Origin of the sequence: Oligoflexus tunisiensis, from assembly GCF_001748245.1 — a bacterium.
Lineage (GTDB): Bacteria > Bdellovibrionota_B > Oligoflexia > Oligoflexales > Oligoflexaceae > Oligoflexus > Oligoflexus tunisiensis.
Map to the genome: position 1 here is coordinate 5513646 of NZ_BDFO01000001.1, position 21187 is coordinate 5534832.

General features: G+C 54.1%; 24 protein-coding genes. 12 read left to right on the forward strand and 12 right to left on the reverse strand.

The annotated features are described in order from the left end of the window. Positions 1–46 precede the first annotated feature (46 nt). The 5 genes from OLTU_RS22790 (at position 47) to OLTU_RS22810 (ending at position 5023) form a co-directional block, all read left to right on the forward strand. Entirely contained in the window at positions 47–1498 is a 1452-nt protein-coding gene (locus OLTU_RS22790; RefSeq protein WP_141735053.1) for an MACPF domain-containing protein, read from the forward strand. A gap of 48 nt (positions 1499–1546) precedes the next feature. Further along, positions 1547–2347 (forward strand): trypsin-like serine peptidase, encoded by an 801-nt coding sequence (locus OLTU_RS22795; protein WP_141735054.1) that lies wholly within the window; start codon positions 1547–1549, stop codon positions 2345–2347. 110 nt (positions 2348–2457) lie between these two features. Next, positions 2458–3561: a hypothetical protein gene (locus OLTU_RS22800; RefSeq protein ID WP_141735055.1), complete on the forward strand. Its 1104-nt coding sequence runs from the start codon at positions 2458–2460 to the stop codon at positions 3559–3561. A gap of 114 nt (positions 3562–3675) precedes the next feature. Next, positions 3676–3876 (forward strand): hypothetical protein, encoded by a 201-nt coding sequence (locus OLTU_RS22805; protein WP_141735056.1) that lies wholly within the window; start codon positions 3676–3678, stop codon positions 3874–3876. A 289-nt stretch (positions 3877–4165) separates the two neighbouring features. Further along, on the forward strand, positions 4166–5023 hold the full coding sequence (locus OLTU_RS22810) for a hypothetical protein (protein WP_218110205.1): 858 nt from the start codon (positions 4166–4168) through the stop codon (positions 5021–5023). Between the two features lie 58 nt (positions 5024–5081). Here the strand turns inward: OLTU_RS22810 and OLTU_RS22815 are convergent, their stop codons facing one another. The 4 genes from OLTU_RS22815 to OLTU_RS22830 all read right to left on the reverse strand — a co-directional run bounded on the left by OLTU_RS22815 (position 5082) and on the right by OLTU_RS22830 (position 8431). Further along, complete coding sequence (locus OLTU_RS22815) at positions 5082–5297, reverse strand: hypothetical protein (protein WP_141735058.1); 216 nt, start codon at positions 5295–5297, stop codon at positions 5082–5084. 190 nt (positions 5298–5487) lie between these two features. Beyond that, positions 5488–6711 (reverse strand): SDR family oxidoreductase, encoded by a 1224-nt coding sequence (locus OLTU_RS22820; protein WP_141735059.1) that lies wholly within the window; start codon positions 6709–6711, stop codon positions 5488–5490. Positions 6712–6737: 26 nt separating this feature from the next. Further along, on the reverse strand, positions 6738–7595 hold the full coding sequence (locus OLTU_RS22825; protein WP_141735060.1) for an SDR family oxidoreductase: 858 nt from the start codon (positions 7593–7595) through the stop codon (positions 6738–6740). 116 nt (positions 7596–7711) lie between these two features. Then, positions 7712–8431 carry a DUF4360 domain-containing protein gene (locus OLTU_RS22830; protein WP_176736876.1) on the reverse strand — a complete coding sequence of 240 codons (720 nt, stop codon included), beginning with the start codon at positions 8429–8431 and terminating at the stop codon, positions 7712–7714. A gap of 450 nt (positions 8432–8881) precedes the next feature. On the opposite strand from OLTU_RS22830, the gene OLTU_RS22835 reads away from it, so the two are divergent. From OLTU_RS22835 to OLTU_RS22845, 3 genes are all read left to right on the forward strand, one after another. Beyond that, the gene (locus OLTU_RS22835) at positions 8882–9706 is read left to right on the forward strand and encodes a hypothetical protein (protein ID WP_141735062.1); all 825 of its coding nucleotides are present in this window, start codon (positions 8882–8884) and stop codon (positions 9704–9706) included. Continuing rightward, positions 9687–10880 carry a hypothetical protein gene (locus tag OLTU_RS22840; protein WP_141735063.1) on the forward strand — a complete coding sequence of 398 codons (1194 nt, stop codon included), beginning with the start codon at positions 9687–9689 and terminating at the stop codon, positions 10878–10880. The genes OLTU_RS22835 and OLTU_RS22840 overlap by 20 nt, the downstream gene beginning before the upstream one ends. A gap of 101 nt (positions 10881–10981) precedes the next feature. After that, the gene (locus tag OLTU_RS22845; RefSeq protein ID WP_176736877.1) at positions 10982–12139 is read left to right on the forward strand and encodes an NnrS family protein; all 1158 of its coding nucleotides are present in this window, start codon (positions 10982–10984) and stop codon (positions 12137–12139) included. Positions 12140–12167: 28 nt separating this feature from the next. Here the strand turns inward: OLTU_RS22845 and OLTU_RS22850 are convergent, their stop codons facing one another. Then, entirely contained in the window at positions 12168–12749 is a 582-nt protein-coding gene (locus OLTU_RS22850) for an NUDIX domain-containing protein (RefSeq protein WP_141735065.1), read from the reverse strand. Positions 12750–12865: 116 nt separating this feature from the next. Between OLTU_RS22850 and OLTU_RS22855 the strand changes: the two genes are divergently transcribed. Continuing rightward, complete coding sequence (locus OLTU_RS22855; protein ID WP_141735066.1) at positions 12866–13501, forward strand: hypothetical protein; 636 nt, start codon at positions 12866–12868, stop codon at positions 13499–13501. Here the strand turns inward: OLTU_RS22855 and OLTU_RS22860 are convergent. The 3 genes from OLTU_RS22860 to OLTU_RS32460 are packed head-to-tail and all read right to left on the reverse strand — an operon-like array spanning position 13488 to position 16013. After that, a complete protein-coding gene (locus OLTU_RS22860; protein ID WP_141735067.1) occupies positions 13488–13865 on the reverse strand; it encodes a hypothetical protein in 378 nt (125 codons plus the stop codon). The two genes, OLTU_RS22855 and OLTU_RS22860, sit on opposite strands and share 14 nt — an antisense overlap. A gap of 14 nt (positions 13866–13879) precedes the next feature. Next, positions 13880–15325, reverse strand: a complete 1446-nt coding sequence (locus tag OLTU_RS22865) for a dihydrolipoyl dehydrogenase family protein (RefSeq protein ID WP_218110206.1) — start codon at positions 15323–15325, stop codon at positions 13880–13882. Further along, positions 15315–16013 (reverse strand): TVP38/TMEM64 family protein, encoded by a 699-nt coding sequence (locus OLTU_RS32460; RefSeq protein WP_218110207.1) that lies wholly within the window; start codon positions 16011–16013, stop codon positions 15315–15317. Before OLTU_RS32460 ends, OLTU_RS22865 begins: the two co-directional genes overlap by 11 nt. Before the next feature lie 84 nt (positions 16014–16097). Here OLTU_RS32460 and OLTU_RS22870 point away from each other — a divergent pair, with 84 nt between their 5' ends. Together OLTU_RS22870 and OLTU_RS22875 are read left to right on the forward strand one after the other, a co-directional pair. Further along, the gene (locus tag OLTU_RS22870; protein WP_141735068.1) at positions 16098–16772 is read left to right on the forward strand and encodes a TIGR04283 family arsenosugar biosynthesis glycosyltransferase; all 675 of its coding nucleotides are present in this window, start codon (positions 16098–16100) and stop codon (positions 16770–16772) included. Continuing rightward, entirely contained in the window at positions 16769–17377 is a 609-nt protein-coding gene (locus OLTU_RS22875; RefSeq protein WP_141735069.1) for a TIGR04282 family arsenosugar biosynthesis glycosyltransferase, read from the forward strand. The genes OLTU_RS22870 and OLTU_RS22875 overlap by 4 nt, the downstream gene beginning before the upstream one ends. Here the strand turns inward: OLTU_RS22875 and OLTU_RS22880 are convergent. From OLTU_RS22880 to OLTU_RS22895, 4 genes are read right to left on the reverse strand one after another with little or no spacing between them, the layout of a single operon-like run. Then, the gene (locus OLTU_RS22880) at positions 17370–17705 is read right to left on the reverse strand and encodes an arsenosugar biosynthesis-associated peroxidase-like protein (RefSeq protein WP_218110208.1); all 336 of its coding nucleotides are present in this window, start codon (positions 17703–17705) and stop codon (positions 17370–17372) included. The genes OLTU_RS22875 and OLTU_RS22880 overlap by 8 nt on opposite strands. 15 nt (positions 17706–17720) lie before the next feature. Further along, the gene (arsS, locus tag OLTU_RS22885; protein WP_141735071.1) at positions 17721–18740 is read right to left on the reverse strand and encodes an arsenosugar biosynthesis radical SAM (seleno)protein ArsS; all 1020 of its coding nucleotides are present in this window, start codon (positions 18738–18740) and stop codon (positions 17721–17723) included. A 29-nt stretch (positions 18741–18769) separates the two neighbouring features. Next, on the reverse strand, positions 18770–19423 hold the full coding sequence (locus OLTU_RS22890) for a hypothetical protein (protein ID WP_141735072.1): 654 nt from the start codon (positions 19421–19423) through the stop codon (positions 18770–18772). An 8-nt stretch (positions 19424–19431) separates the two neighbouring features. After that, positions 19432–20622, reverse strand: coding sequence for a hypothetical protein (locus OLTU_RS22895; protein WP_141735073.1), 1191 nt, complete (start codon positions 20620–20622; stop codon positions 19432–19434). 168 nt (positions 20623–20790) lie between these two features. Between OLTU_RS22895 and OLTU_RS22900 the strand changes: the two genes are divergently transcribed. Further along, positions 20791–21090, forward strand: a complete 300-nt coding sequence (locus OLTU_RS22900; RefSeq protein ID WP_141735074.1) for a hypothetical protein — start codon at positions 20791–20793, stop codon at positions 21088–21090. Positions 21091–21187: the final 97 nt, after the last annotated feature.

The following is a 21187-nucleotide window of genomic DNA, read 5'->3' on the forward strand; positions in this document are numbered from 1 at the left end:
GAGAGGTCCAATTTTTCTTACCTAAACCTTGTAACTCGAGGCATCTATGAAGATTTCACTATGGGCTGCCATTGTGGCAGCAGGACTCCTGTTGACGGCTTGTGGACAGGACGCTCAGGATTCCACTGCCAAGGCCATCATCCCCACCGATCCGCAGAGCACCCTGGATCTGGGGAAAGGACTTGATACGCTGAGCGGTCAAGTTAAAGGCGACTGCGTGGTTCGGACGGAACCCGAAAAAGTTTTCGCCAGCAATGGCAAGAGTATCCGCATGACGATCGAGAAGATTGAGTCGTCGCAGGACCTATTTGAAAAGCTTGATTTCACGGCAGAAGCCAACTATGGCGTCATGGTTTCGGGCAAGGCCAAGTACGCAAAATCCATTAAGGTTAATGACTATTCGGTTTATGTCATGGGCAAGGTCAACGTGCAACTGATGACCGAAGCCATGCGCGATATTCAGCTGAAGCCCGATGCCTATCAGCTGGCCGGTGAAAATTTTTCGCGCTTCCTGGAACGCTGCGGGAATGAACTTGTAGCAGGTCGCACAACGGGTGGTGAACTCTTCATAGTGCTTGAGATTAAGACCCGAAGCAAGGAGGAGAAGCGGACGATAGAAGCTTCGATCAAAGGCAGTTATGGTCTTTTCGGAGGTTCAGCCAGCTTCGCTCAAAATCTTGAAAATATTATCAAGAATAGCAGCACGTCCTATACCTTGTACCAGGACGGTGGCGTATACACTCAGGCCAACCTGTCCGCAGAGGAAGTTGTGAAACGGATCACTGAGTTTCCCGAGAACGTCAACCACGACAATGGCTGGCCGGTAAGCGTGACCACCGTGAGTTACAAGACTCTGGCACTGCCTGTCATTGATAACACCATTGATCTGGCTTTCCGCCAGGAGGTTCTGGCCGACTATCTAAAGCTGTCTTTGGCCTATGAAGACTACAAAAACAGTCTTGAGTTCATGCTGAACAATCCGAGCCAGTTCATTGGTTTGGATGCCAGCGTTTGGAATCAAAAGCTGATCGAAGTGAATCAGACCTTGACCACCATCGCCCGTCGCTCCAGTGATTGCTACAACCTGGCCCGCAGCTGCAGCTACAACACGGATCTTCTTTATCCCAATAAAGCCGACCTGCCTCAGCGCATCGAGAAGGAAACTGTGGAAGGCTGCATGGACTCCAATGCGCGCAACTATTCGCGAGCTGCGAATAAAGCGGCTCTTTGCCACTACGATATGGATGCCGTGGTGACGTTCAAGACGAACCTTCCATTCGTTGCCAAAAAAACTCTGACACAGACTTTCAACTTTAAAACCAGTGGTTATACAAGCAATGGCGTCATGAGCGAGTGTATGGCGAAATATCGCAAATCTCCCTTGCCCAATACGATCTATAAAATCGAGAACGTAACCTGCAAATTCCGTAAATACATTGTGCTGGACCCTCGTCCCGTCGTGATTCGACCGGCGACCGTGTCACCGGCCCATCATTGAACAGAGCCCCTCGGAACTGCTGAGGGGCCCACATCCTAAGGAACTCCAATGAAGACATGTTTTGTACTTGCTGTTTGGGCCCTGATCTCTCTGGGCTGTGGATCGAGTCACGAATCCAAAGTTCACACGGTTATCGGCACGGATGATCGGCCCTTTCAAAGTTTTGACCTGACCGTAGCCCCAAGGCAATCCATCGGACGCCTGGTGTTGACACCGGAAAATGGTTCTGAAAAATACTGCACGGCGACCCTGGTTAGGGCGGATGTGGTTCTCACCGCGGCGCACTGTTTGGTCTTTCCGGCTGATAAGTTCAGCTATGGTTTCTTTTATTCGGCTTATGAACAGGGGAATTTCTCGGCCGAGTATGTGGTCAAGTCCTTTGTCCTTGGCACATCAACACCTTCCACTGTGGATGGCCGGAAACATGATTGGGCGCTGGTCAAGGTCGAGCACACCTGGGGCAAGGCTCCTGCGCCTTTGAAAATGGCAGGACAGGCGGCGGCTGCGCTCCGTTATCCACTCACCGTGGATCTGCAGGGCTATTCCTCAGATCGCCTGGATGGCGAAGTCCCGTCCTTTCACTTGGGTTGCCGTCTTTTGAAAGCGATCACGCCTTCCGTGAAGTCGAATGCTCCTCTCGGCACGATTTCACATGACTGTGATGCCGAGCCGGGGTCGTCGGGCGCAGCACTCGTGCAAAGAACCCTGAGCGGCTTTCAAATCGTCGCCATCAATGCGGCGGGCAATCATGATCTCTTTGACTATACCGGTGGTTCCTCGGAACCTATCAACGTTGCCGTGGATACAAAAGCAGCTGCGGCGGCCCTGACTCGCATGCCGAGAAACTGATTCCCTGGCTCGCCCGCCCGGTAAAGATTACCCATACCTCGGGACTCTGGAGCTTCTATAATGAGGGATGTTACCACTCATTTGCGAATTCAGATTCCGGAGGGAATTCCATGATTACTCGTTATCTGCTATTGACGGCTGCCGTCATCACTAGTTCCGCCTGTGACAGCGAGAAAGACAAAAAAGCCAATGTCGGCACCAAGTTGCGAAGCACAGGGATCGCCGCCGAACTGCAGGCACTCCGGGGCCCGAGCGCGCAACTCCTGGCGGGGACAGCCATTTCCAACAGCAATCTGACGATCACCAGTCTCAAGGTACCCATCGCGCGCGTGAACCTGGTGTCAGGCCTGAGTGGCACCGGTTACAGCAACGCCAGTCCGGATTTTTACACATGCCCGGGAGCCACCACAGCTGACTGTATGGTCGACCTCATGACCACTGATCTGGACAACCTGCTCGCCAGCGCTGGCTCTGGTTCGGTAACGGTGGAAGCGGATGTGGAATATCAGGGAACAGCCGTGGAATTCTGCAAGGGCGGAGAAGGCGGCACGGGGGGACAAACCTATCAAACTCTGGTCACGGCCTCAGCGGATCTGAACGGTACAATATACTATACCAATGCCACCACGGGACTTTCCGAAACCGGACCCGCTGAAGAGATTGCCATTGAATCCGAATGCCACGGTTCAACCGTTCCACTGAAGACGCCTGTGGTCCTCGGCCCTGACAAGGATGTGAACATCGTCCTCTATGCCGATCCCAATGGAATGCTGAACGTGACCAACAACAAGCTCCTGCTGAACGCCGCAGGCTGCGCCGGTGTCGATACCCTGGCCATCTGCAGCAACTTCCTCAATATCTTCTCAACAGTGGATGATGCCAAACCCACGATCGAACGCTATTTCCTTGATGTCACCAGTACGGACAATGATGGCAATAACTATTCGGATATGCTGATGACCGTTCTTTTCAATACAGACGATGAACCGGTGGGCGCATCGGTCAATCAATTGAATACGAACGTGCCACAATCCAAGCTGATGCATGCGCCGCAGTTCGCGTTCAACCAGGTGACTGCCAACGCGGATGGCACCATCAATTTCATCTATAACGAAAGCACATGGCTTAGCAATTTCCCAAGAGCCAATGCCACCGGTCTAAGCGTTTCCGAACTTCTGGAAAAGACCGTAACCTTCGATTCCACAAAGCTGTAAAACCAGCACGAGAGACTCTGACGCATCCTCACGGATGAGCTTTACCCAGGGAAAGTGAAGTGATAGTTTAAGCTATCGGCGGGAATCAGCCTTCCCGCTTCAAAGGAGGATGCCATGAGTGACCATCTTCAACCAAACGATTCTGACAAAGCAGAAAGCCACGAAAGCCGTCGTGCCCGGCAGAAGAGGGACCAGGAATACGTGAAAGTCGCTGGAAAAGGCAGCGGCCTGGATGATCTCGCCGATGAGCAGCGGGAGCTTTCCAATCGGAAAAAAATGAACAAGCTCAACAGTGACGAAGTCAAACATCACTAAGGGAACCTGGAGCTTGTCCTCCAACCTGCCGCTCGCCAGGCTGGCTCGCGGACATGACGCGTTTATGCTTTAACTTACCCCAACCCGCGACTTTTGCTGCTTTCCAAATTTCTCATAAAATGAACAAGAAAATCTGACGTTTCAAGCTTCGCCAGCCTGCGGTTGAGGTCCAGGGCCTTTCGCAAAACGGACTTAAAGAAATCTTTGCAGGCACCGACCAGGGAGAGGTAGCACTTAAACTTTGGCAGGTCTTTCCATGAGATTGCTGTTTATCGCGGCTGGTTTATTGATGAGTGAAGGCTTGGTCGCGGAAACCGTCAAGCTGAAAAACGGGTCGGTTCTGAAGGGTGTCATCGTTGAGATGAACCAAACAGACCTTGTGATTGATACGGCCGAGATGGGGCGTGTCACGGTCAAGCGCTATACGATTCAAAACATTTCCGATGACGCATCCACCGGGTCAACGGGAACAGTTATTAATGTCAACAACAGCAATCAGGTTGAACAGAAGAACGAGCAGACGAATAGTCAGGTCAATACTCAGACCATGCAAGGCGGGAAGGATCAGGAAGAACCACGTCGCTGGCGCCAGGGTTTACAAGGGCGCTTCCTAATCTCTCAAGAGTCCGCGCGCTTCAAACAAAAAAGCGAAACTTTGGACTTTCCCAAAAACTATTCAGGGCTCGACTGGGATCTGATCGGCTTTCGGAGTGAGTCCTGGTGGGCTGTTTACCTGAATTTAGTGACACAAAGTGTAACCCGGGATTCCGTGGACTATTCCCTGAGCGGAACCTCCATCCGACTGGACTGGAATGCCTTCAAGAATGTGAATGGAGACACCCTGAGCCTCGTGTACTTCGGGATAGCGGTGGGAACAGGCTATCTTGAAACGGAAACCACGGACACGGCCGGTCGCAAGCTTTCTTACGAGCTGTCCGGAACCCGAACAAGCCTCCGCTTGGGCTATGACTATTTCTGGGGCCAATATTGGGGTCTGTCGGCATTTGCTTCGATCAGCGGAACCGCATTGGAAGGTGCCACCTATAAGATTGATGGCGTCGCAGCCACCGATACGGTTGCTCAGGAAGAAATCTCTGTCAATGCGAGTTCCTTCGGTTTGGGCCTGCTTTACAACTTCGATCTTTAAAATCAACTCTTCCAAAAAAAAGCCCCAGGCTGGGGCTTTCAATCTTTCAACAGGCACATTATTTGAGGGTATTTTTAGCCTTCTGCAGAATGGCGATACCCTTGTCAATTGTTCCCAGAAGGGCCTGCTCTTTGACCTCAACGGCCTTGTTGTTAATCCGCTCCCTTGCCTCCTGCACCCTATCCTTGGCATCTTCCAGAACGGAACGGGCTTTGCTCGATACACGGTCTTTGATCTGTTCAACATTGAGAGAGACAGTTTTTCTATCTGACATATCGGATCCTCTACAAAAAGGGGAAATGGCTCGGAGTTCATTACCGAGTCCTGAAGAGATCGGGTCTCTCCCTGGTAAATTTAATAGGTTTATTTCCTACAGTTTATACCTTTAATATTATTGATATTTTCAGATATAGGGGATGGAATTTCCCTAGGAATTTCCGGTGGCTGGCAGGGTTTTCGTCATTTCAGATAAAAAAGAATTTGAGGCGATTGCCCAGGCTGCGATTGATGCGTTCCATCTGCTTCACATTATCGAAAGGTTTGGACAGACGATTCACAGACCTGACGAGAAGCTGCATACTCTTTAAAAGCCTGGAATCCGGCACACTGGTGTTCTGGAAATAAAGGCACAGCCTATCCACATCCACAGCTTTGCAGGCATCCGGTGCAGGAACCAGACTCAACATACGGGACTTATCAAAGCGAATATTGTCGCTGTTAAATCGCTTATAAATGGATAGGACTTGATCCAGACTGTGATCAATGGTGCTCCTGGGTTTGGAATCCAGAACGGACTGAACACCGTAGACACGTTCGAGGGCCATCGCGAGTTCGGAACTTTTCACGGGCGTTCCGGTCGCATGGACGATATCCATGGGTTCCAATCTGGACACGGCATCCGACAGGGCCATCGTGGTCAGAGCCATGGCATGGGCCGCGACCTGATCGATGGGAACTACATCCAGCGTCGTGTCGGATTTCGCGTCCAGATGAACTTTGCGGATGCCGAGCTGCTGCAGCTTTTCATAAAGGTGAGCATAGGCATAAATGCCGAACGACTGGCCATTGTAAAACCCGTTTTGGGAATGCCCCACCACAACCGAGGGACGGAAAATGGTCAGGGGCAGGCCGTGAACCGTCCGGGCCATCGCCAGAGACATCTCTGCGGCCCACTTCGACATTTGATAGGGGTTCACATGTTCGGGTTGAAAGTGCAGAACTTCGCGATGGATTTGGCGGCTGTTGCCAGAGGTATACGCGGTCGAAACAAAGAAAAAGCGACGGCAGTTCGGCGAAAATTCCGTGATCAGTTGATAGAGTCCGTTGGCCATTCCCACGTTTCCATTGAAGGTGGAAACGGCCTTCCCCAACGAGAAGCTCATCTCGGCCGCACCGTGCCAGACTATATCGACTCTCTTCAAGTTAGCCAGGTGTCTTGTGTTGGAGCGAATGACTTCGAGGTCATAAGGCAGGACTTCAACATGCTGCAAAAGATTTTCCAGCATTTCGTTCGAATCGCCTGGAAAGAAACCCTGGTAGCTTTCTTTAATTTTAGCTTTGGTCCGTAGGCCATCCGGGTCGTTTCGGGAGAGAGCGAGAATTCGATAGCCGTGGCGGAGCATGACCGCAGCAAGAGTGCTTCCGACAAAACCAGTGACACCTGTCAGGAGGATACTTGTCTGTTGCATGAGGTCGTCCGTATTTGATGAATGGGCTATCCGTCCTGCCTGCCAGAAGGATTCGAATACGGCCGTTGCGCCCGCTCCTCGGCCAGCACCTTCCTTATGATCCGGGTCAAGGCGCCTGGAATATACTGCCCCAGCCTTTGAGCGATGCGTGCCCGACCTGGGACGATGATCAGTTCTTCATTCTTCTCAATGGCTGCAAGCGTCTCGATAACGAAACGGTCCAACGGGTAAGGAGGTCCCCCCAGACGGGTCAGGAAACGTCGAGCATCAGGCATCCAGGCCATCGATGGCAGTCCGGAAATTTCCGTTTTATCCAGAAGTGGTGTTTCAATGGCCGCGGGACAGAGCGCACTCACCCGCACCCCATGGACCTCAGCCTCCAGGCGCAGACTTCTCGTCAGACCCACGATCGCATGCTTGGTCATGGCATAAGGCGCGAAGAGCGGCACAGATCCCAGGCCGGCCAGGGACGCTGTATTAATGATATGACCACTGCCTTGCTTCACCATAATCGGGTAAGCCGCATGGATGCCATGCACGACGCCCCGAATATTCACATCAATAATGCGATCCCAGGAGACGAGCGGGATTTCATGAACCTCTCCTGCGATACCCAGGCCAGCGTTGTTAAACATAAAATCAAGGCGCCCATGGCGCTTCACAACATCAGCACAACAACGCGACACGGCTGCAGCATCGCGGACATCGAGCGGCAAAGCTTCTGCACTTCCACCGCAGTCTTTTGCTGTCGCTTTCACGGCATCCAGGTCAATGTCGGTCACAATCAGCCTGGCCTGCTGCCTCGCAAGAGCCAGAGCGATCCCTCGGCCAATACCTGATCCGGCTCCGGTTATAACAACGGTCTTTCCTTGCCAATGGCTCATGGTGAATCACCCTTCTGACTTGGGCTGCAAATAGTAACAATAGTATGACGGATGAGTCACAGGTTTAGCAAGGAACTCGAACGTGATGGCCAGCGGGACCGGCCATCTCCCTACGTTTATGGCGCCTTGCAGGGAATCAGTTGAACGCGGAAGGGCCCTGCGGATTTCAAACGGACCGTTCCGCTGCCGGCAACCCGTGCGCTCAAGGAAAAGTTGATGATGGTCGACGTCTGACAGGAAGCCGTGAGGGGATCCGCTTTGATGGCAAGAGTCAGCTTCTGATTGGCGCCCGCCGGGATCAGCGACGGCTTGAACTCCGCCTGGAGCGGCTCACCGGCTTCATAGTAAAATCCACTGAAAGACGACCCATCAGCGGCCGTGCTGGCCTCGCCCGTGACTTTCGCGCCATCGTCGGTCCGCACAACCAGCTGCTGACCGGCTGGAATGTCGAAGGTGAGGCTTGATATGCAAACCTTACGACTTTCCACAAGTGCGTCACCATTCGCCACGACCTGATCATAGGCAAAGTTCAACAGACCCGTCGCCTGATCAAATGATACCTTGGGAGCCGGGGATCCTTGAGGACAGCCACTGCCGCCACTGATACTGTTACCTATTGTGATGGGAAGAGCTGGAACAGCGGCCGGGGTCACAGGAGCCGTTTCCTTGACCATCGGCTTATTCACGTCCTCGGGAACGTTTTCGTTGGCTGGAGCGGGCGTTGTGGTCTGCTCCACCTGATCCGGCACTTCGTTTTCATGATCAGCTTTTTTGGATTCTGAACGGCAGCCGATAAGAACCACAAGACTCAGAGCAACAAACACATTCGATTTCATGGGAATCCCCTTTGTTGAGGTTTCGTTCTGAAATCTCTTTTTGCAACCCATGAGCCAGCACGGTCGCATTCCAAGATCTTGAATTGACTTCTTACATTGCATCGACTCTCCGCTTCATCTGCCTGGCAGGAAACGGATTCACAGCCTTGCGAGGATAGAGAAGGAATGAGAAGACTCTTTTTTTGGACGACGCGTCAAAGACATTGACACACCCAAACAGAAAATGACGCCAGGAAATTTTAGTAACATACTGTAATAATTAAAATAATGAGCAAAAGCCCATTTCACGGGGGGACAGTTTCCAGCTGATTCGCCAGGGTCCAGTGAGCTGCCAGGTCTACATTGCTTGATATTATCAATGACTTAAAAGGTGTCCAAATCCTGCGACGTCCCGAAGCCCTTGGCAAGAAAACTGCAAAAGCTACCGTATTCAATCGGAAGAGGAATTCCATGCGACCCTTGATGATCTTCTCTGTGCTCTCCATCCTCTTGCAGCTTATGGGCTGCCAACAGAATCACGCCAACATCTTTGGCGACAAAAAAAGTCATCATTCATCAGACGCCATAGCAACCCTGGAACCTGATACGAAGGCGAGTGACAGGCCCGTCGACACCGGCGCAGGTGTGCCTGGATATTTGGTGGATTGCTCCATCTATCAAACGCAGGAAACCAGACTGACCGTGGGTTGCAAGATTACCGATGCCGATCGCAATCGTGTGAAGACGCCGGTGGAAGCCTGGGAGAGTTATGAACTGAAGCTGCCGGCAGAAGCCCCAGCCGGATATTCGATCGCGAAGAAGCCATCGGTAGCGCCTGCCCTGTGGGATGTCGATTTTGATTTCGCCGGTGGTCCCCTCGCCAATCTTAAGATTCTGGCGGAAACCTCTGTTTATACTTACACGTTCCAGGATTCCCAAGGGCAATCCATTCGCATCGAAACCAATGCTTTAAAGCCCGATCGTGGCATCGAAATCCTGCCGGAAAATCTTGCACGGACTTCGAGCACTTTTGCGCAAATCAAACGATTGGCTCTCAACAATCCGGAAAATATGAACTTCTATGCGCGTATTGATGCTGCGGAGGGCGATCTGTACGAGCATTTGCGCACGCGATCAGCCGCATCAGCCCAGGCTTTCTGTAGCGCCATCGCCAGTGCCAAACAGTATATTTTGGATTTTGACAATCTCAGACCTGAGGACGAGGCCGGCATCCTTCTGCACATTCAAAGTCTGCAGGAAGCGGGAGGCATCTGTGATGGCTCAGAACGTCTTTGAGATTTGGCGGCGGCCCAATATCGAGCGGGAAAAAATCGGGATCAAAAAAGAACTCGATCAGGTCCTCCTCAGCCATAGGGAAGAGGGTCGCCTCCTTTACATTATCGAACAGATCAACCAGTTAAGCGAAACCAGGGATGCCGAGAAAATGCTTCGGCGCTTCATCCTGGTCATGTCGGCTTTGGTTCATCACTACCGCTTTGGTGGCCTCGGAAAACGCCAGATCAATGACCTGGCGATGCAAGGCCAGGAAATTCTGCGCGTGGTGGGAGTCAAACCTGGACATAATCAAGTGGCCTTTCTTTATTCGGAACTTCATTCGATTTTGAGCGACATCCATCATTCGAATCATGAGTTCGCGCAGGCGCTTTGGGAACGACAGCTGTCCGCAAAGATCGCCATCATGCCCGCCGAGCACATGGCACGGCAAAACCTGGGGATGGGAACCTGTTCCCTGCGGCTCGGCAATGCTGCCCTTGCCATCCATGCTTTGAAAAATGGTTTAAGCCAGACCGAAGATCCACACACCAGGGATCGTATCCGCGTTCAATTGGTGAAGGCCATGCGCCTTGCCGGGCGCCTGGAAGAAACCAGGGAATTGATACAGGAATCGGAAAATATCATCCGCGATGAATCCTGCAAGTTGGAGTTGCAGTGGCAGAGGGTGACCCTGCACGCCAGTGCCAGCCAGGATTTGAGTGAAATGATCGCCATCACCAGAAAAGGGATGTCGCATGATGCCAGTTCCTACCTCATGGAACTTTATCTGTGGGCCGCAGGACAACCGAAAATGAAGTGGCTGGATCGTATACCGGCTCTGGATCGTTCCTCAGGCCTCGTGAACATCAACGCTCAGCATCATGGACAGCTGCAATCCATCACGCAATCGATTGCAGAAGCCTATGACAGCACCGTGCCTTTCATCAAACGAATCAGTGAAATCAAGAAGGTCATGCCCAGGATCAGGGATATGCCTTTTGTCGATCATGAGCTCCTGTCCTGGATTGCAATGGCCCGTTGGCTCTATCGCAATCGCAGCTATGAGCTCGCCGCCACCGTTTTTATGGAATACAAGTCCTTGAGTTTGAAACTCAGCGAAGGAGCGAGCGGGGATATCCTTGGTCTGGCCGATGATCTTCTTGCCATCAATTGGACTGAAAAGTATTCCCGTTGACCCTGCCATGCGCGACTCAAATCCCAAGCCAGAAAGCTGGTAAAAAGCTTGCATAAATGCTGAAGCCAAAGACCGATGAAACGTCAACGGAGGAATGCACCATGCCTCATGCTCTATGGAATTTGGCCTTCCGCCCGTTTTTCCTGCTGGCCGGAGCGGCCGCTGCCGTCCTGATTTTCTTATGGCTCGCCGTATGGACAGGGTTGATGCCAGGACCTCGCTATTTCCCTTCAATGATTCTGTGGCATGCGCACGAGATGCTCTTTGGCTTTGCGACCGCTGTGGTTGTGGGCTTTCTTATGACAGCCTCGCAAAACTGGACGGGCAAACGCGGCATTCATGGTTGGAAATTGCAGCTGCTCGCAGGGGTCTGGCTGGTGGCTCGCCTCATGCCCTGGCTGTTGGCGCCTCCCAGTTATCTTTATGCAGCCACGGATCTGGCTTTTCTCGTCCTCGCGGTCGTTTTTCTTGCGCCTTATCTTTTGCAAGCGAGCCAAAAGCGGAATATGGGCCTTCTTCTTGTGCTTGCGGTTCTGGCTGGGGCGAATGCCCTGGTTCATGGCGAAGCCCTGGGGATCCTGGAAGACTCGGCCTACCGTGGTCTCGCGCTCGGGGTTGGAATGCTGACCGTCCTGATCGTCGTGATCGGCGGGCGGGTGATTCCTGCCTTCACACGCAATGCCGAGGCCTCCGCTCACGTTCGCTCGTGGCGCCCCCTTGATTTGGCCTGTGTGGGATTTACCGCAGTTTATGCTTTGAGTGACACGTTCCTGCCCCAATCGCCTTTTTTCGGTGTCGTGACGCTGGCGGCGGCTTTGGCCAACGGAACGCGCTGGCTGTTGTGGGATCCCTGGAGCACGCGCCACCAGCCGATGCTTTGGATTTTATTTTCCGGTTATCTCTGGCTGGTCATCGGACTTTTTCTGCGAGGCTTCGGCGTCTGGCAACCGATCGCGCCGAGCCTTGGCATTCACGCGATCGCGGTCGGTTCGATCGGCGTTCTCATCTATGGGATGATGCCACGGGTTTCGCTTGGACATACCGGGCGCCCCATCCGGGCCCGACGGGCTCTGGTCACGGGTTTTGTTCTGATCAATGCAGCCGCCGCGATGCGCGTTGTTGTGGTGGGATTGGCTCCTCTGTTTTACCGGAACGCTGTGGTGATCGCCGGCCTTCTATGGGCCGTGGCGTTCCTCATTTTTTTCGGGCTTTTCCTGCAGGTCCTGACTTCGCCACGAGTGGATGGACGACCGGGTTGAACATCGGTGCGATCCTGCTTTCGGCCCATTAATTCATGAGCCCTGAAAGCTTGAGATGCTGGAGCAGCATGATCGTCTTGCCATCGACGATCGCTCCACGGGAAACCATGCTCATAGCCTCATCCAGGGGCAACTCCAGCACCTCGATATCCTCTCCTTCACCGGGCTTGCCGCCCCCTTGGGAGTGCCGATCCTTGTCGTCGTATTCACCGATGAAGAAATAAAGGCGCTCGGTAACAGCACCGGGACTCATGAAAGCCTCCATGACCTTCTGAACGTTCCTGATACGGAAGCCAGTCTCCTCCTCGGTCTCCCGCCGGACGCAGGCCTCCGGATCCTGTTCATCCAGCACACCCGCACAGGCTTCAATGAGAAAGCCATCGCTCCCATTGGCAAAGGCCGGGTAGCGGAACTGTCGGGTCAGGATTACCGTTTTCCGGCTGCGGTTATAAAGCAAAATGGTGGCACCGTTGCCGCGGTCGTAGGTCTCCCGCGTCAGTGTCTGCCATGTGCCATCATTACGGAGATAATCGAACGTGGTTTTACGCAGGATGTACCAGTCATCCGAGAGAACCTCGACCTTGCGAATACGGACGCGATCCTGGGGCATAATGTTTCTCCTTGGCCGGTGGTTACGCGAAACGAAAGACCAATGACCCGCATGCGGCCTGGAAGGTCTTCCAGCAAATTTTGTACCCCAGGGGCTTGTGTTATCATGGAACCATCATGAAATTCATATTTCTTATCCTTATCCTCCTGGGTTCGAAGGTCGGACGGGCTGAATCTGCCGGATCCGAGGACACTCTGCGCTTTCTTATTTCCGCTGGCGGAGGCTCCGGGTTTGATGGAAGTGCCTACGCCTTGCACTTGCGTGTGCAGGGAGACTGGACCACGGAGTATGATGACTACGGTTTCGGTGCAGGATTGGAATTTGCCAGAGCCAATCTTTTCGAGTCCCGGGAACCCAACCAATACTTCTATGGTTTTGATTATTTGCTGGGACTGCGCCTGACGCGATCGATTCGCACCTCGGATACTTATACAACAAGATTTGTGCTGTTCGGGGGGCCCACGCGGGTGACCTACCATCCCGGGGTCCTTGCCACCGTCCATGACTGGAACCCACCCTCGGTTGACCACAGCCGTCAGGGTCAGTATGCAGGTCTTGGCCTTCACTTCCAAAGAGAGCATCCATCTCTGATCAGACTTTCCGAATGGGGTCTGACATTAACCTTCTACCGCACCCGGTTTCCCACGGGATGGTTCCACGAAGGCCTTAACCAGACGGCTGAATCCCCTGGCTTGATGCAAATACTTCTCCTCACAGTTCATGTCGGGATCGGTGGGATCATCGACCTTTAGGCCTGTCCTCGTCCCTCGAAAACACCAAACAAAAATACAGCTGCGCCCCTGGATTTTCCGGCCTCGCGGTAAACTTTTGCAGACTTTCAGCACCCGACTTGAGAAATGACTGCCTGGCACGCATCGAAAAATCCGTCCAGGATTCGTCAGGATAGCGCCGAATCTCGCGGGAGCCTTGATAACTCAACGAATGCCCCACGGCGCCATCGGCATAGCGCAGCCAGCCTTCCCAGCAAAGAATCAGAAAACCCACTTTCTCCAAAATAGCGACGGCCTCAACAGCCGCATCCCAAGGCAGAACCAATTCATCCTCAGACAGCGAAAGCTGCCGAATACGCTCGGGCACAAGTTCCAACTCATCCATTCCAAAATCCCCCATTATCGACGCCAACCCTGATACTTTTCGAGCCAGGCCAGGATGGTTTCCGGTGCATGTTCCTTTTTCCATTGGCCCGCCACATATTTATTGGCTTCTCCAAAGGTGGGATAGGGATGAATCGTCCCCAAAATGGAATTCAATCCCAAGCCCTGTTTCATGGCCGTTGTGAACTCGGCGAGCAACTCCCCGGCATGCGGCCCGATGATGTTGGCGCCGATGATTTTATCCTTGCCACGTTCGGTGAGCACCTTGATGCGACCGCTCTCTTCACTTTCCGCGATGGCACGATCCAGATCATCCAGGTTGTAAATCGTGGTTTCAAAATCCAGACCCTCCTTCCGGGCCGTCTGTTCGTTATGCCCCACCTGGGCAATCTCCGGGTCCGTGAATGTCACCCAGGGAATGACCCGATAGTCCACTTTGAATTTTTTAAGCGGCGCAAACAGCGCATTCACCGCACAGTACCAGGCCTGATGGGACGCTGCGTGTGTGAATTGATAAGGACCGGCGACATCACCGCACGCATAGATATTTTTACCGTTGGCCCGCAGGTATTCATCCACCCGGATGGTGCCATTGTCATTGAGCTCCAGACCCAGGTTCCCGATGTCGAGCTGCCCGGTGTTGGCCCGTCGACCCACGGCAACGAAGACGGCATCAAACGCGATTTTTTCCTGGCGTCCATCCACCGTTTGGACTCGCATCATCGTGGAACCAGCTTCACGGATTACGTCCTCGGCCTTGGTGCCCACGAGGAGCCGTATCCCTTCGCGTTGAAACTGAGCGGCCATCAGCGCCGCGACATCGTCATCCTCCTTTGACAGAAGCCTTGGTCCCGCCTCGACCAGGGTGACCTGCGATCCCAGACGCTGGAAAGCCTGGGCCATTTCACAGCCGATGGGACCACCGCCCAGCACCAGAAGTTTTTCAGGCAAGGTTCGCAGGTCCCAAAGGTTTTCGCTGGTCAGGACTTTCACCCCATCCAGGCCGGGGATTTTGGGAATCAGCGGGGAAGCCCCCAACGCGAGAACCAGACTGCGGGTCTTCAGCGTGCGACCGTTGACCTGGACCGTATGCGCATCCACCACCTCAGCCACGCCCTGGATGCATTCGACACCCAGGCCGGTGTAGCGTTCCACACTGTCATGCGGTTCAATTTTTTTGATGACGGTTTGAATGCGCTCCATCACGTCCGCGAAATCCAGCTCATAATTTGCCGATTTGATGCCATAGATTCTATGCTGCTTGATCTGATGGACCACCCGCGCGGTTTTAATAAGAGCTTTGGAAGGCACGCAGCCCGTGTAAAGACAGTCTCCGCCCATGCGATGTTTTTCAATCAAGGCAACCTTGGCTTTCAGCGTGGCGGCGATATAAGCACTGACCAGACCCGCAGCTCCGGCTCCGATCACAACCATGTTGTAGTCCTGTGGATTAGCGCTCATGAGTTTTCCTATATCGTTTTATAAAGGTAATGAAACGCTTGGCCAGCAAGGGAAAGATTCCCAAAAGTGCGAACGAGACGAAAATTTCCAGCGACACGATGCCCGCCAGGGATTGAAAACGGGCGAGCTGGGTTCCTGCCAGGACATAAACCATTGTCCCCGGAAGCATTCCGAGCTGACTCACCCAATAAAAGGTGGAAGCCCGGAGAGGCGTCAGGCCCATGACCAGATTGATGACAAAGAAGGGAAAAATGGGCACAAGCCGCAGGGTGAAGAGGTAAAAGGCGCCTTCCTTCTGAATGCCCTCATTGAATTTCACGAGGCGTTCCCGATAGCGATTCTGAATCGTGTCGCGCAAGAGGAACCGGGCCACGAGAAAGGCCCCCGTCGCTCCGAGTGTCGACGCGAAGGACACCAGCAGAAGGCCCAGCCCGAAGCCAAAGAGCGCGCCACCAGCCAGGGTTAAAACCGCGGCGCCTGGCAGGGAGAGGGCAGCCATCACCACATAAATGCCGAAATAAATCAGGACCGTCAGCAGCTGATGCTCCTGATAAAAAGCCTGAAATTGGGAAAGCTGGGCTTTCAGAGCATCCAGGGTCAGATAGGAATCCAGCCCCAGAAAAAAATAGGCCACCACCAGAAGAAGGATAAGGAGGATCACCGAAATTCTTGACGCTGAAAGCTTCATGCCCTGGTCTCCAGAAAAGCCATAGCCGGAATACCCAGCTCGATGATAGCATGCCCCCGGATGAACTCAACGTAGGACCTTGGCGTGAACGTGTCCATTATTATTCCCATGCTGAACGAGGCGGCGTCTCTCGGCCTCGTCCTGGATCACTGGAGATCCTTCGCGCAAAGTGGAGCCGAGGTCCTGATTGTGGATGGGGGCAGCGCCGATGCTTCGGTGCCAATCGTGGAACAGGCAGGCTTCAAAGTTTTAACCGCAGCCCGCGGACGGGCCCGGCAGATGAATACCGGAGCCCAGGCGGCGCGCGGTGATATCCTGCTCTTTCTCCATGCGGATACCCTGCCTCCCCCTCGGGCGCTTGATATCATGAGTCGGACTTTAATGAGGTCCCGCCGCGTATGGGGTCGCTTTGATGTGCGGATCGAGGGGCGAGCCTGGATGTTCCCGATCATTGCGTTTTTTATCAACCTGCGTTCGCGGCTTTCAGGCATTGCGACCGGGGATCAGGGGATCTTCATCAAACGCGAGGCTTTTCTTCAGGTCGGCGGCTTTCCCGATCAACCGCTCATGGAAGATATCGAAATATCCAAACGTCTTTTGCGAATATCACGCCCGCTCTGTTTAACGCCCAGGATGCGAACGTCCGGACGCCGTTGGGAAACCCGAGGGGTCTGGCGGACCATTTTCCTCATGTGGCGTCTGCGCTGGGCGTACTGGCGAGGGGCTTCACCTCAGGACCTGGTCAAGGCGTATCGATGAATTCAACCCGCATTATTATTTTTGCCAAAGCCCCCGTGCCCGGATTTGCCAAGACGCGTTTGATTCCGGCACTGGGAGCGGAATCCGCGGCTCAACTGGCCCAGCGCATGCTGATGCATACTCTGGAACAGGCCCTGCTCGCGGGGGCCGATGAGGTGGAACTGTGTGCAACACCCAGTCTGCAGGATGACAGCTGGCGTGGCCTGGCCCTCGCTCCTGGCATCATTCAAACGGAACAGGGTTCGGGGGATTTGGGTGAACGACTGGCTCGCGCCAGCTCCCGAGCTGCGGCGGCGGGACACAATGTATTATTGGTGGGCACCGACTGTCCGGCTTTGGACGCGGCCGCCATGCAAGCCGCCATGCAAGCGTTAAAAAGCAGGGACAGCGTTTTGATACCAACCTTTGATGGCGGGTACGCTCTGCTTGGTTTCAAGACTTTTCACTCCACCCTCTTTGAAAATATTCATTGGAGCACGGCGTCGGTGGCGCGCGAAACCCAGGACCGCATTCAGGCCCTGTCCTGGACTTTGGCGACTCTGCCGATGCTTCATGATATCGACGAACCCGACGACCTGCAGTGGCTTCCGGGATGGCTTACATAGCCCCTTTCTGGCGCAAGGCATTGTGCATCTGAACCCCGTGCACCAGATTGATGCCGGCTTCCATGGCGGCTCCAACGTGAATGGCTTCCGTCATCTGCTCCGGGTTGGAACCGGCTTCCAGACAGGCGGTGGTATAGGCGTCGATGCAATAGGGGCATTGCTTCACGTGCGATACGGCGAGTGCGATCAAGGCTTTTTCCCGTTTGGTCAAAGCTCCATCCTGCCCGACCACTGCATTGTAGTAAGCAAAGAATTTATCCATCAGCTCGCCACGGAATTTTCCAACTTCAGCAAATTTCGACAGATCCTTGGATTCATAGTAATTCACTAGCAACTCCTGATTTTAAGCAGTGGTCCCGCCGCAGGATGAACCGGCTCCTGCTGTGCATCCGAAACAATGATCGGCCACGGCTATGGTTCTTTGCCCAAGCCTGGTCCGATCAAAGGTGAAAATATCCTGGTGTTTGCCTGCCTCGTTCAACGGCAGCTTGAGCATCTGATTGAAGTCACAATCGTAAAGCGCACCATCATAGGCCACCGAAATTAAATTGCGGCACATGATGCCGGCGGCCGCCTGGGGATTGAACGCGGCGACCAGTTTTTCCATGTACTCTTCATAGGAACCCATGCGCAGGAGCTGGGCTTTGAACCGATGAATCGGCATGTTCGTGATCGCAAAGAGATGATTGAACTGCACCTGGAAAAGAGCCTGGAGTTCCCGGTGATAGTCCCGTTCCAGGTCCGCCTGAGGAGCGGGAAGGAAGGACCCGACCGGATTATAGACGAGGTTGAACATCAAGCCCGTCCCCGGAATGCCAAAACCTCGAGCGTTCAGGCGGCGCATGGCTTCGATACTTTTCTTGAAGACTCCATCACCCCTTTGCTTGTCGGTGAAAAACTCCTGGTAGTAAGGAAGCGAGGAAATCACTTCAACCCGCTGCTCGGCAAAGAAATCCGCCAGGTATTCCATGGACTCTTTGGTGCGAGGATGAGGGTCGAGCATCACAGTCAGATTATGGCGAACCATGACCTTCCTGCCCAAAGACCGGGCATGGATGACCATTTCCATAAAGCGTGGATGCAGCTCGGGAGCGCCGCCGGTGATATCCAGCGTCTGCAGTTCCGGATTGTCCTCCAGAACCCTGAGGACCTGATTCACCACCGCATCATTCATCATTTCCCGGCGCCGTGGCGAGGCATCCACATGGCAATGAACACAGGCCTGATTGCAGAGTTTGGTAATATTGATCTGCAGAGTGTCAATATTACCCGGCTTGAGATCCAGCCCGGCTCGGGCCACGCGGCTGGCAAATTGAAAATGCTGATCCCGCCCGGTGTCGAGCGGCGTGGCTGTGAGTTCCATGAACAGTATCCTTGTTGGCTCGGGAAAACCTAGGGTTCCGATCGGAGTTCCAGGCTGGAGATCACCACGTCGTAGTTTGATTGCGTGTCATCACCATCAACGGCTAACCAAAGAGCCACCGCTGATGCAGGTTCCTTCAATTTATATTCATATTGAAAGGGTCCTGGCTGCGACACGTGCGCGATGAATTCCTCCCGGATAAGCTCGGATGCCGGATGAACCCGGACCGAGTTTACCTGAGCGGGATTCTGGGTGATATTAAAAAAATGCACGGCGTCCAACCCCATGCCCTGCGGCATCTTCTGATAAAGATTCTTCACCCAGGCTGGCGCCAGGAGCTTCTGCCAGCCGCTGAGCTGCCTGGATCCAGGGACGATCAGGCCCAGCCGCAAAGCATAGTCATCAGCGCCTTTTTCGCCCTGCCGACGGACATCAGCGAATTCAGGCAGACCTTGAAATGTGCCTGAAATCTTGAAGCTGGAAATTTTTCCGGGCTGGGGGGCCAAGGGATACATGAGGGGACTGGCGGATTTGCGAACCTTGATCCGAATGCCTTCGGGCGCAAAGCTCACGTCATTGACAGGAATTCTCGAGTAGGTCTCCAGCTCCCACTTGTCCTTGACCTGAGTGGGCAGGGCGATGACCGCCAGAAGCAGACTGGAGCGGGGCAGCAGCTTTTTCATAAATCCCCTTAAAAATCAGCATAGAAATGGATGATACCCAGCGTATCGGTGGCGGTCCGAGCCAGAGTTTCTTTCCGCCGCCAGACTTCAAACTGCAACCAGGGAATGGGATGCAGGTCGATGAAGAGATTATCCCGCTTCCCCTTGAGGCCCATGGTATCCAGTTCCTCTTTGATGACACCCAATGTTAGGCCACGCAGCCCCTGATAGGCCAGCGTATATTCGCCAATGCTGGAGGATGGGTGCAGGTAGAGAGGCACGTCCGGGGCCATGCCGCCGATGGCCTGCACGTGGCGCCAGTTGCGTTCGCCATACAGTGTGAAATTCAGGAAGGTGGCGCCTCCGCCGAAGGCCGTCATATCAATTTTATGAAAATCCGAACGGGTGGACCAGCCGCTGCTGTTCACATGCCAGCCGAAGCTGACGCCACGCATGCCGGCATGATAGCTGGTGCCCTTCTGCCGATAGGGAGCCTCCACATAAGGATCACCCATCATCCGGGAGACGCGAAAGAATGGAACGTTGGGGGTGCCCCCGATTTCATAGGCATCCGTGGTCGCGAACTGATCCAGACCCAGACGTTCGCGAATCCACAGCGTATGGTTCGGTCGCTTGAGTCCATACATGGGCGTCCCGCGATAGGCCCGGACATAAACATTGAGGGGCAGGTTATCGACCATCGCCGCATAGCGTTCGCGGAAGCGGCGGGATCCCTCACGATCCACCCGAAAAATGGATTCGTCCATTCGGCCCATCATGACCGCGGAATAGCTCAGGCTCAGGTAACGGATCAAGGGCCGGACCCGCACGGACGTCTCGAGCGACATCGGGAAGGTGACCCTTTCCCCTCCGGGCTTCACCCAGTTTAGGGTGCGGCCGTCAACATGCAAATCAAAGCGGCTCTCATCTTTCATCGGATCGATGGGCTTGTAGGGGCGATAGCTCGGCAGCTGGTCGATGGAATAATAATAGCCCCACTGATTGCGAGCCCCACCCCCGGTAGGGTCCGCGTGGCAGCCCTGACAATCCAAAGTGCAGCGCCGCTCGAAGTAGGGGCGCTGGGATCGCCCCGGGTTATGGCAGCCCCCACAGTTTTGGGCTTCGCGCAGAGCGAGCAGCGGAGTGGCCTCCATCCTGTGATAGGATGGAATGAGGCACAAAAACATGAGACCCAGCATGGTGATTCGAAACAGAGGCATGTTAAACTTCCTGCAGAATGAGTTGACGAGAGGGCTCACTCCTTGAAATATGGCCGGATCATAATTTCAGTTTGGTTTTGCCTCATTTTCGCATCCTGCAGCATTCAGGACAAGGGAATCCGCAAGATTCGCGGTCATCCCGTTGACCAGCAAGGGATCGCGCACGGCATGTCCGCGCTCCGGGCCGAACGGTATTGCCAGCACTGTCACGGACCGAACCTCCTGGGCGGCCTGAACGGCGAACCCTCGTGCTATCAGTGTCACGGGCAACGCTGGATCGCCTATGAGCCGGAACTGGTGCTGGCGCCCGCGACCCATACCGTGGATCGTGAAGGCTTTCTGCATCACGAATCGATCGACCAGGTCCCGACCACCTGCACCGAGTGCCACGGCACGGACCTGCTAGGCGTTAGCGATAATGGCCCACCGAGCTGCGTTCTATGCCATGATGAGCTCTGGATTCCCTGAAGGCTTTCCCAAAACCCGCAGTCATGCTAAGCAGAGTGTGTTCGCCAGGGACTGTCGTATCAATAAAAAGACAAGGCGGGAGGAAGGCGAGCAGCGG

Excerpts from the sequence above, each read along its gene's own strand:
- OLTU_RS22790 (WP_141735053.1), top strand. The coding sequence starts at position 47 with ATGAAGATTTCACTATGGGCTGCCATTGTGGCAGCAGGACTCCTGTTG.
- OLTU_RS22795 (WP_141735054.1), top strand. The coding sequence starts at position 1,547 with ATGAAGACATGTTTTGTACTTGCTGTTTGGGCCCTGATCTCTCTGGGC.
- OLTU_RS22800 (WP_141735055.1), top strand. The coding sequence starts at position 2,458 with ATGATTACTCGTTATCTGCTATTGACGGCTGCCGTCATCACTAGTTCC.
- OLTU_RS22805 (WP_141735056.1), top strand. The coding sequence starts at position 3,676 with ATGAGTGACCATCTTCAACCAAACGATTCTGACAAAGCAGAAAGCCAC.
- OLTU_RS22810 (WP_218110205.1), top strand. The coding sequence starts at position 4,166 with ATGAGTGAAGGCTTGGTCGCGGAAACCGTCAAGCTGAAAAACGGGTCG.
- OLTU_RS22815 (WP_141735058.1), bottom strand. The coding sequence starts at position 5,297 with ATGTCAGATAGAAAAACTGTCTCTCTCAATGTTGAACAGATCAAAGAC.
- OLTU_RS22820 (WP_141735059.1), bottom strand. The coding sequence starts at position 6,711 with ATGCAACAGACAAGTATCCTCCTGACAGGTGTCACTGGTTTTGTCGGA.
- OLTU_RS22825 (WP_141735060.1), bottom strand. The coding sequence starts at position 7,595 with ATGAGCCATTGGCAAGGAAAGACCGTTGTTATAACCGGAGCCGGATCA.
- OLTU_RS22830 (WP_176736876.1), bottom strand. The coding sequence starts at position 8,431 with ATGAAATCGAATGTGTTTGTTGCTCTGAGTCTTGTGGTTCTTATCGGC.
- OLTU_RS22835 (WP_141735062.1), top strand. The coding sequence starts at position 8,882 with ATGCGACCCTTGATGATCTTCTCTGTGCTCTCCATCCTCTTGCAGCTT.
- OLTU_RS22840 (WP_141735063.1), top strand. The coding sequence starts at position 9,687 with ATGGCTCAGAACGTCTTTGAGATTTGGCGGCGGCCCAATATCGAGCGG.
- OLTU_RS22845 (WP_176736877.1), top strand. The coding sequence starts at position 10,982 with ATGCCTCATGCTCTATGGAATTTGGCCTTCCGCCCGTTTTTCCTGCTG.
- OLTU_RS22850 (WP_141735065.1), bottom strand. The coding sequence starts at position 12,749 with ATGCCCCAGGATCGCGTCCGTATTCGCAAGGTCGAGGTTCTCTCGGAT.
- OLTU_RS22855 (WP_141735066.1), top strand. The coding sequence starts at position 12,866 with ATGAAATTCATATTTCTTATCCTTATCCTCCTGGGTTCGAAGGTCGGA.
- OLTU_RS22860 (WP_141735067.1), bottom strand. The coding sequence starts at position 13,865 with ATGGATGAGTTGGAACTTGTGCCCGAGCGTATTCGGCAGCTTTCGCTG.
- OLTU_RS22865 (WP_218110206.1), bottom strand. The coding sequence starts at position 15,325 with ATGAGCGCTAATCCACAGGACTACAACATGGTTGTGATCGGAGCCGGA.
- OLTU_RS32460 (WP_218110207.1), bottom strand. The coding sequence starts at position 16,013 with ATGAAGCTTTCAGCGTCAAGAATTTCGGTGATCCTCCTTATCCTTCTT.
- OLTU_RS22875 (WP_141735069.1), top strand. The coding sequence starts at position 16,769 with ATGAATTCAACCCGCATTATTATTTTTGCCAAAGCCCCCGTGCCCGGA.
- arsS (WP_141735071.1), bottom strand. The coding sequence starts at position 18,740 with ATGGAACTCACAGCCACGCCGCTCGACACCGGGCGGGATCAGCATTTT.
- OLTU_RS22890 (WP_141735072.1), bottom strand. The coding sequence starts at position 19,423 with ATGAAAAAGCTGCTGCCCCGCTCCAGTCTGCTTCTGGCGGTCATCGCC.
- OLTU_RS22895 (WP_141735073.1), bottom strand. The coding sequence starts at position 20,622 with ATGCCTCTGTTTCGAATCACCATGCTGGGTCTCATGTTTTTGTGCCTC.
- OLTU_RS22900 (WP_141735074.1), top strand. The coding sequence starts at position 20,791 with ATGTCCGCGCTCCGGGCCGAACGGTATTGCCAGCACTGTCACGGACCG.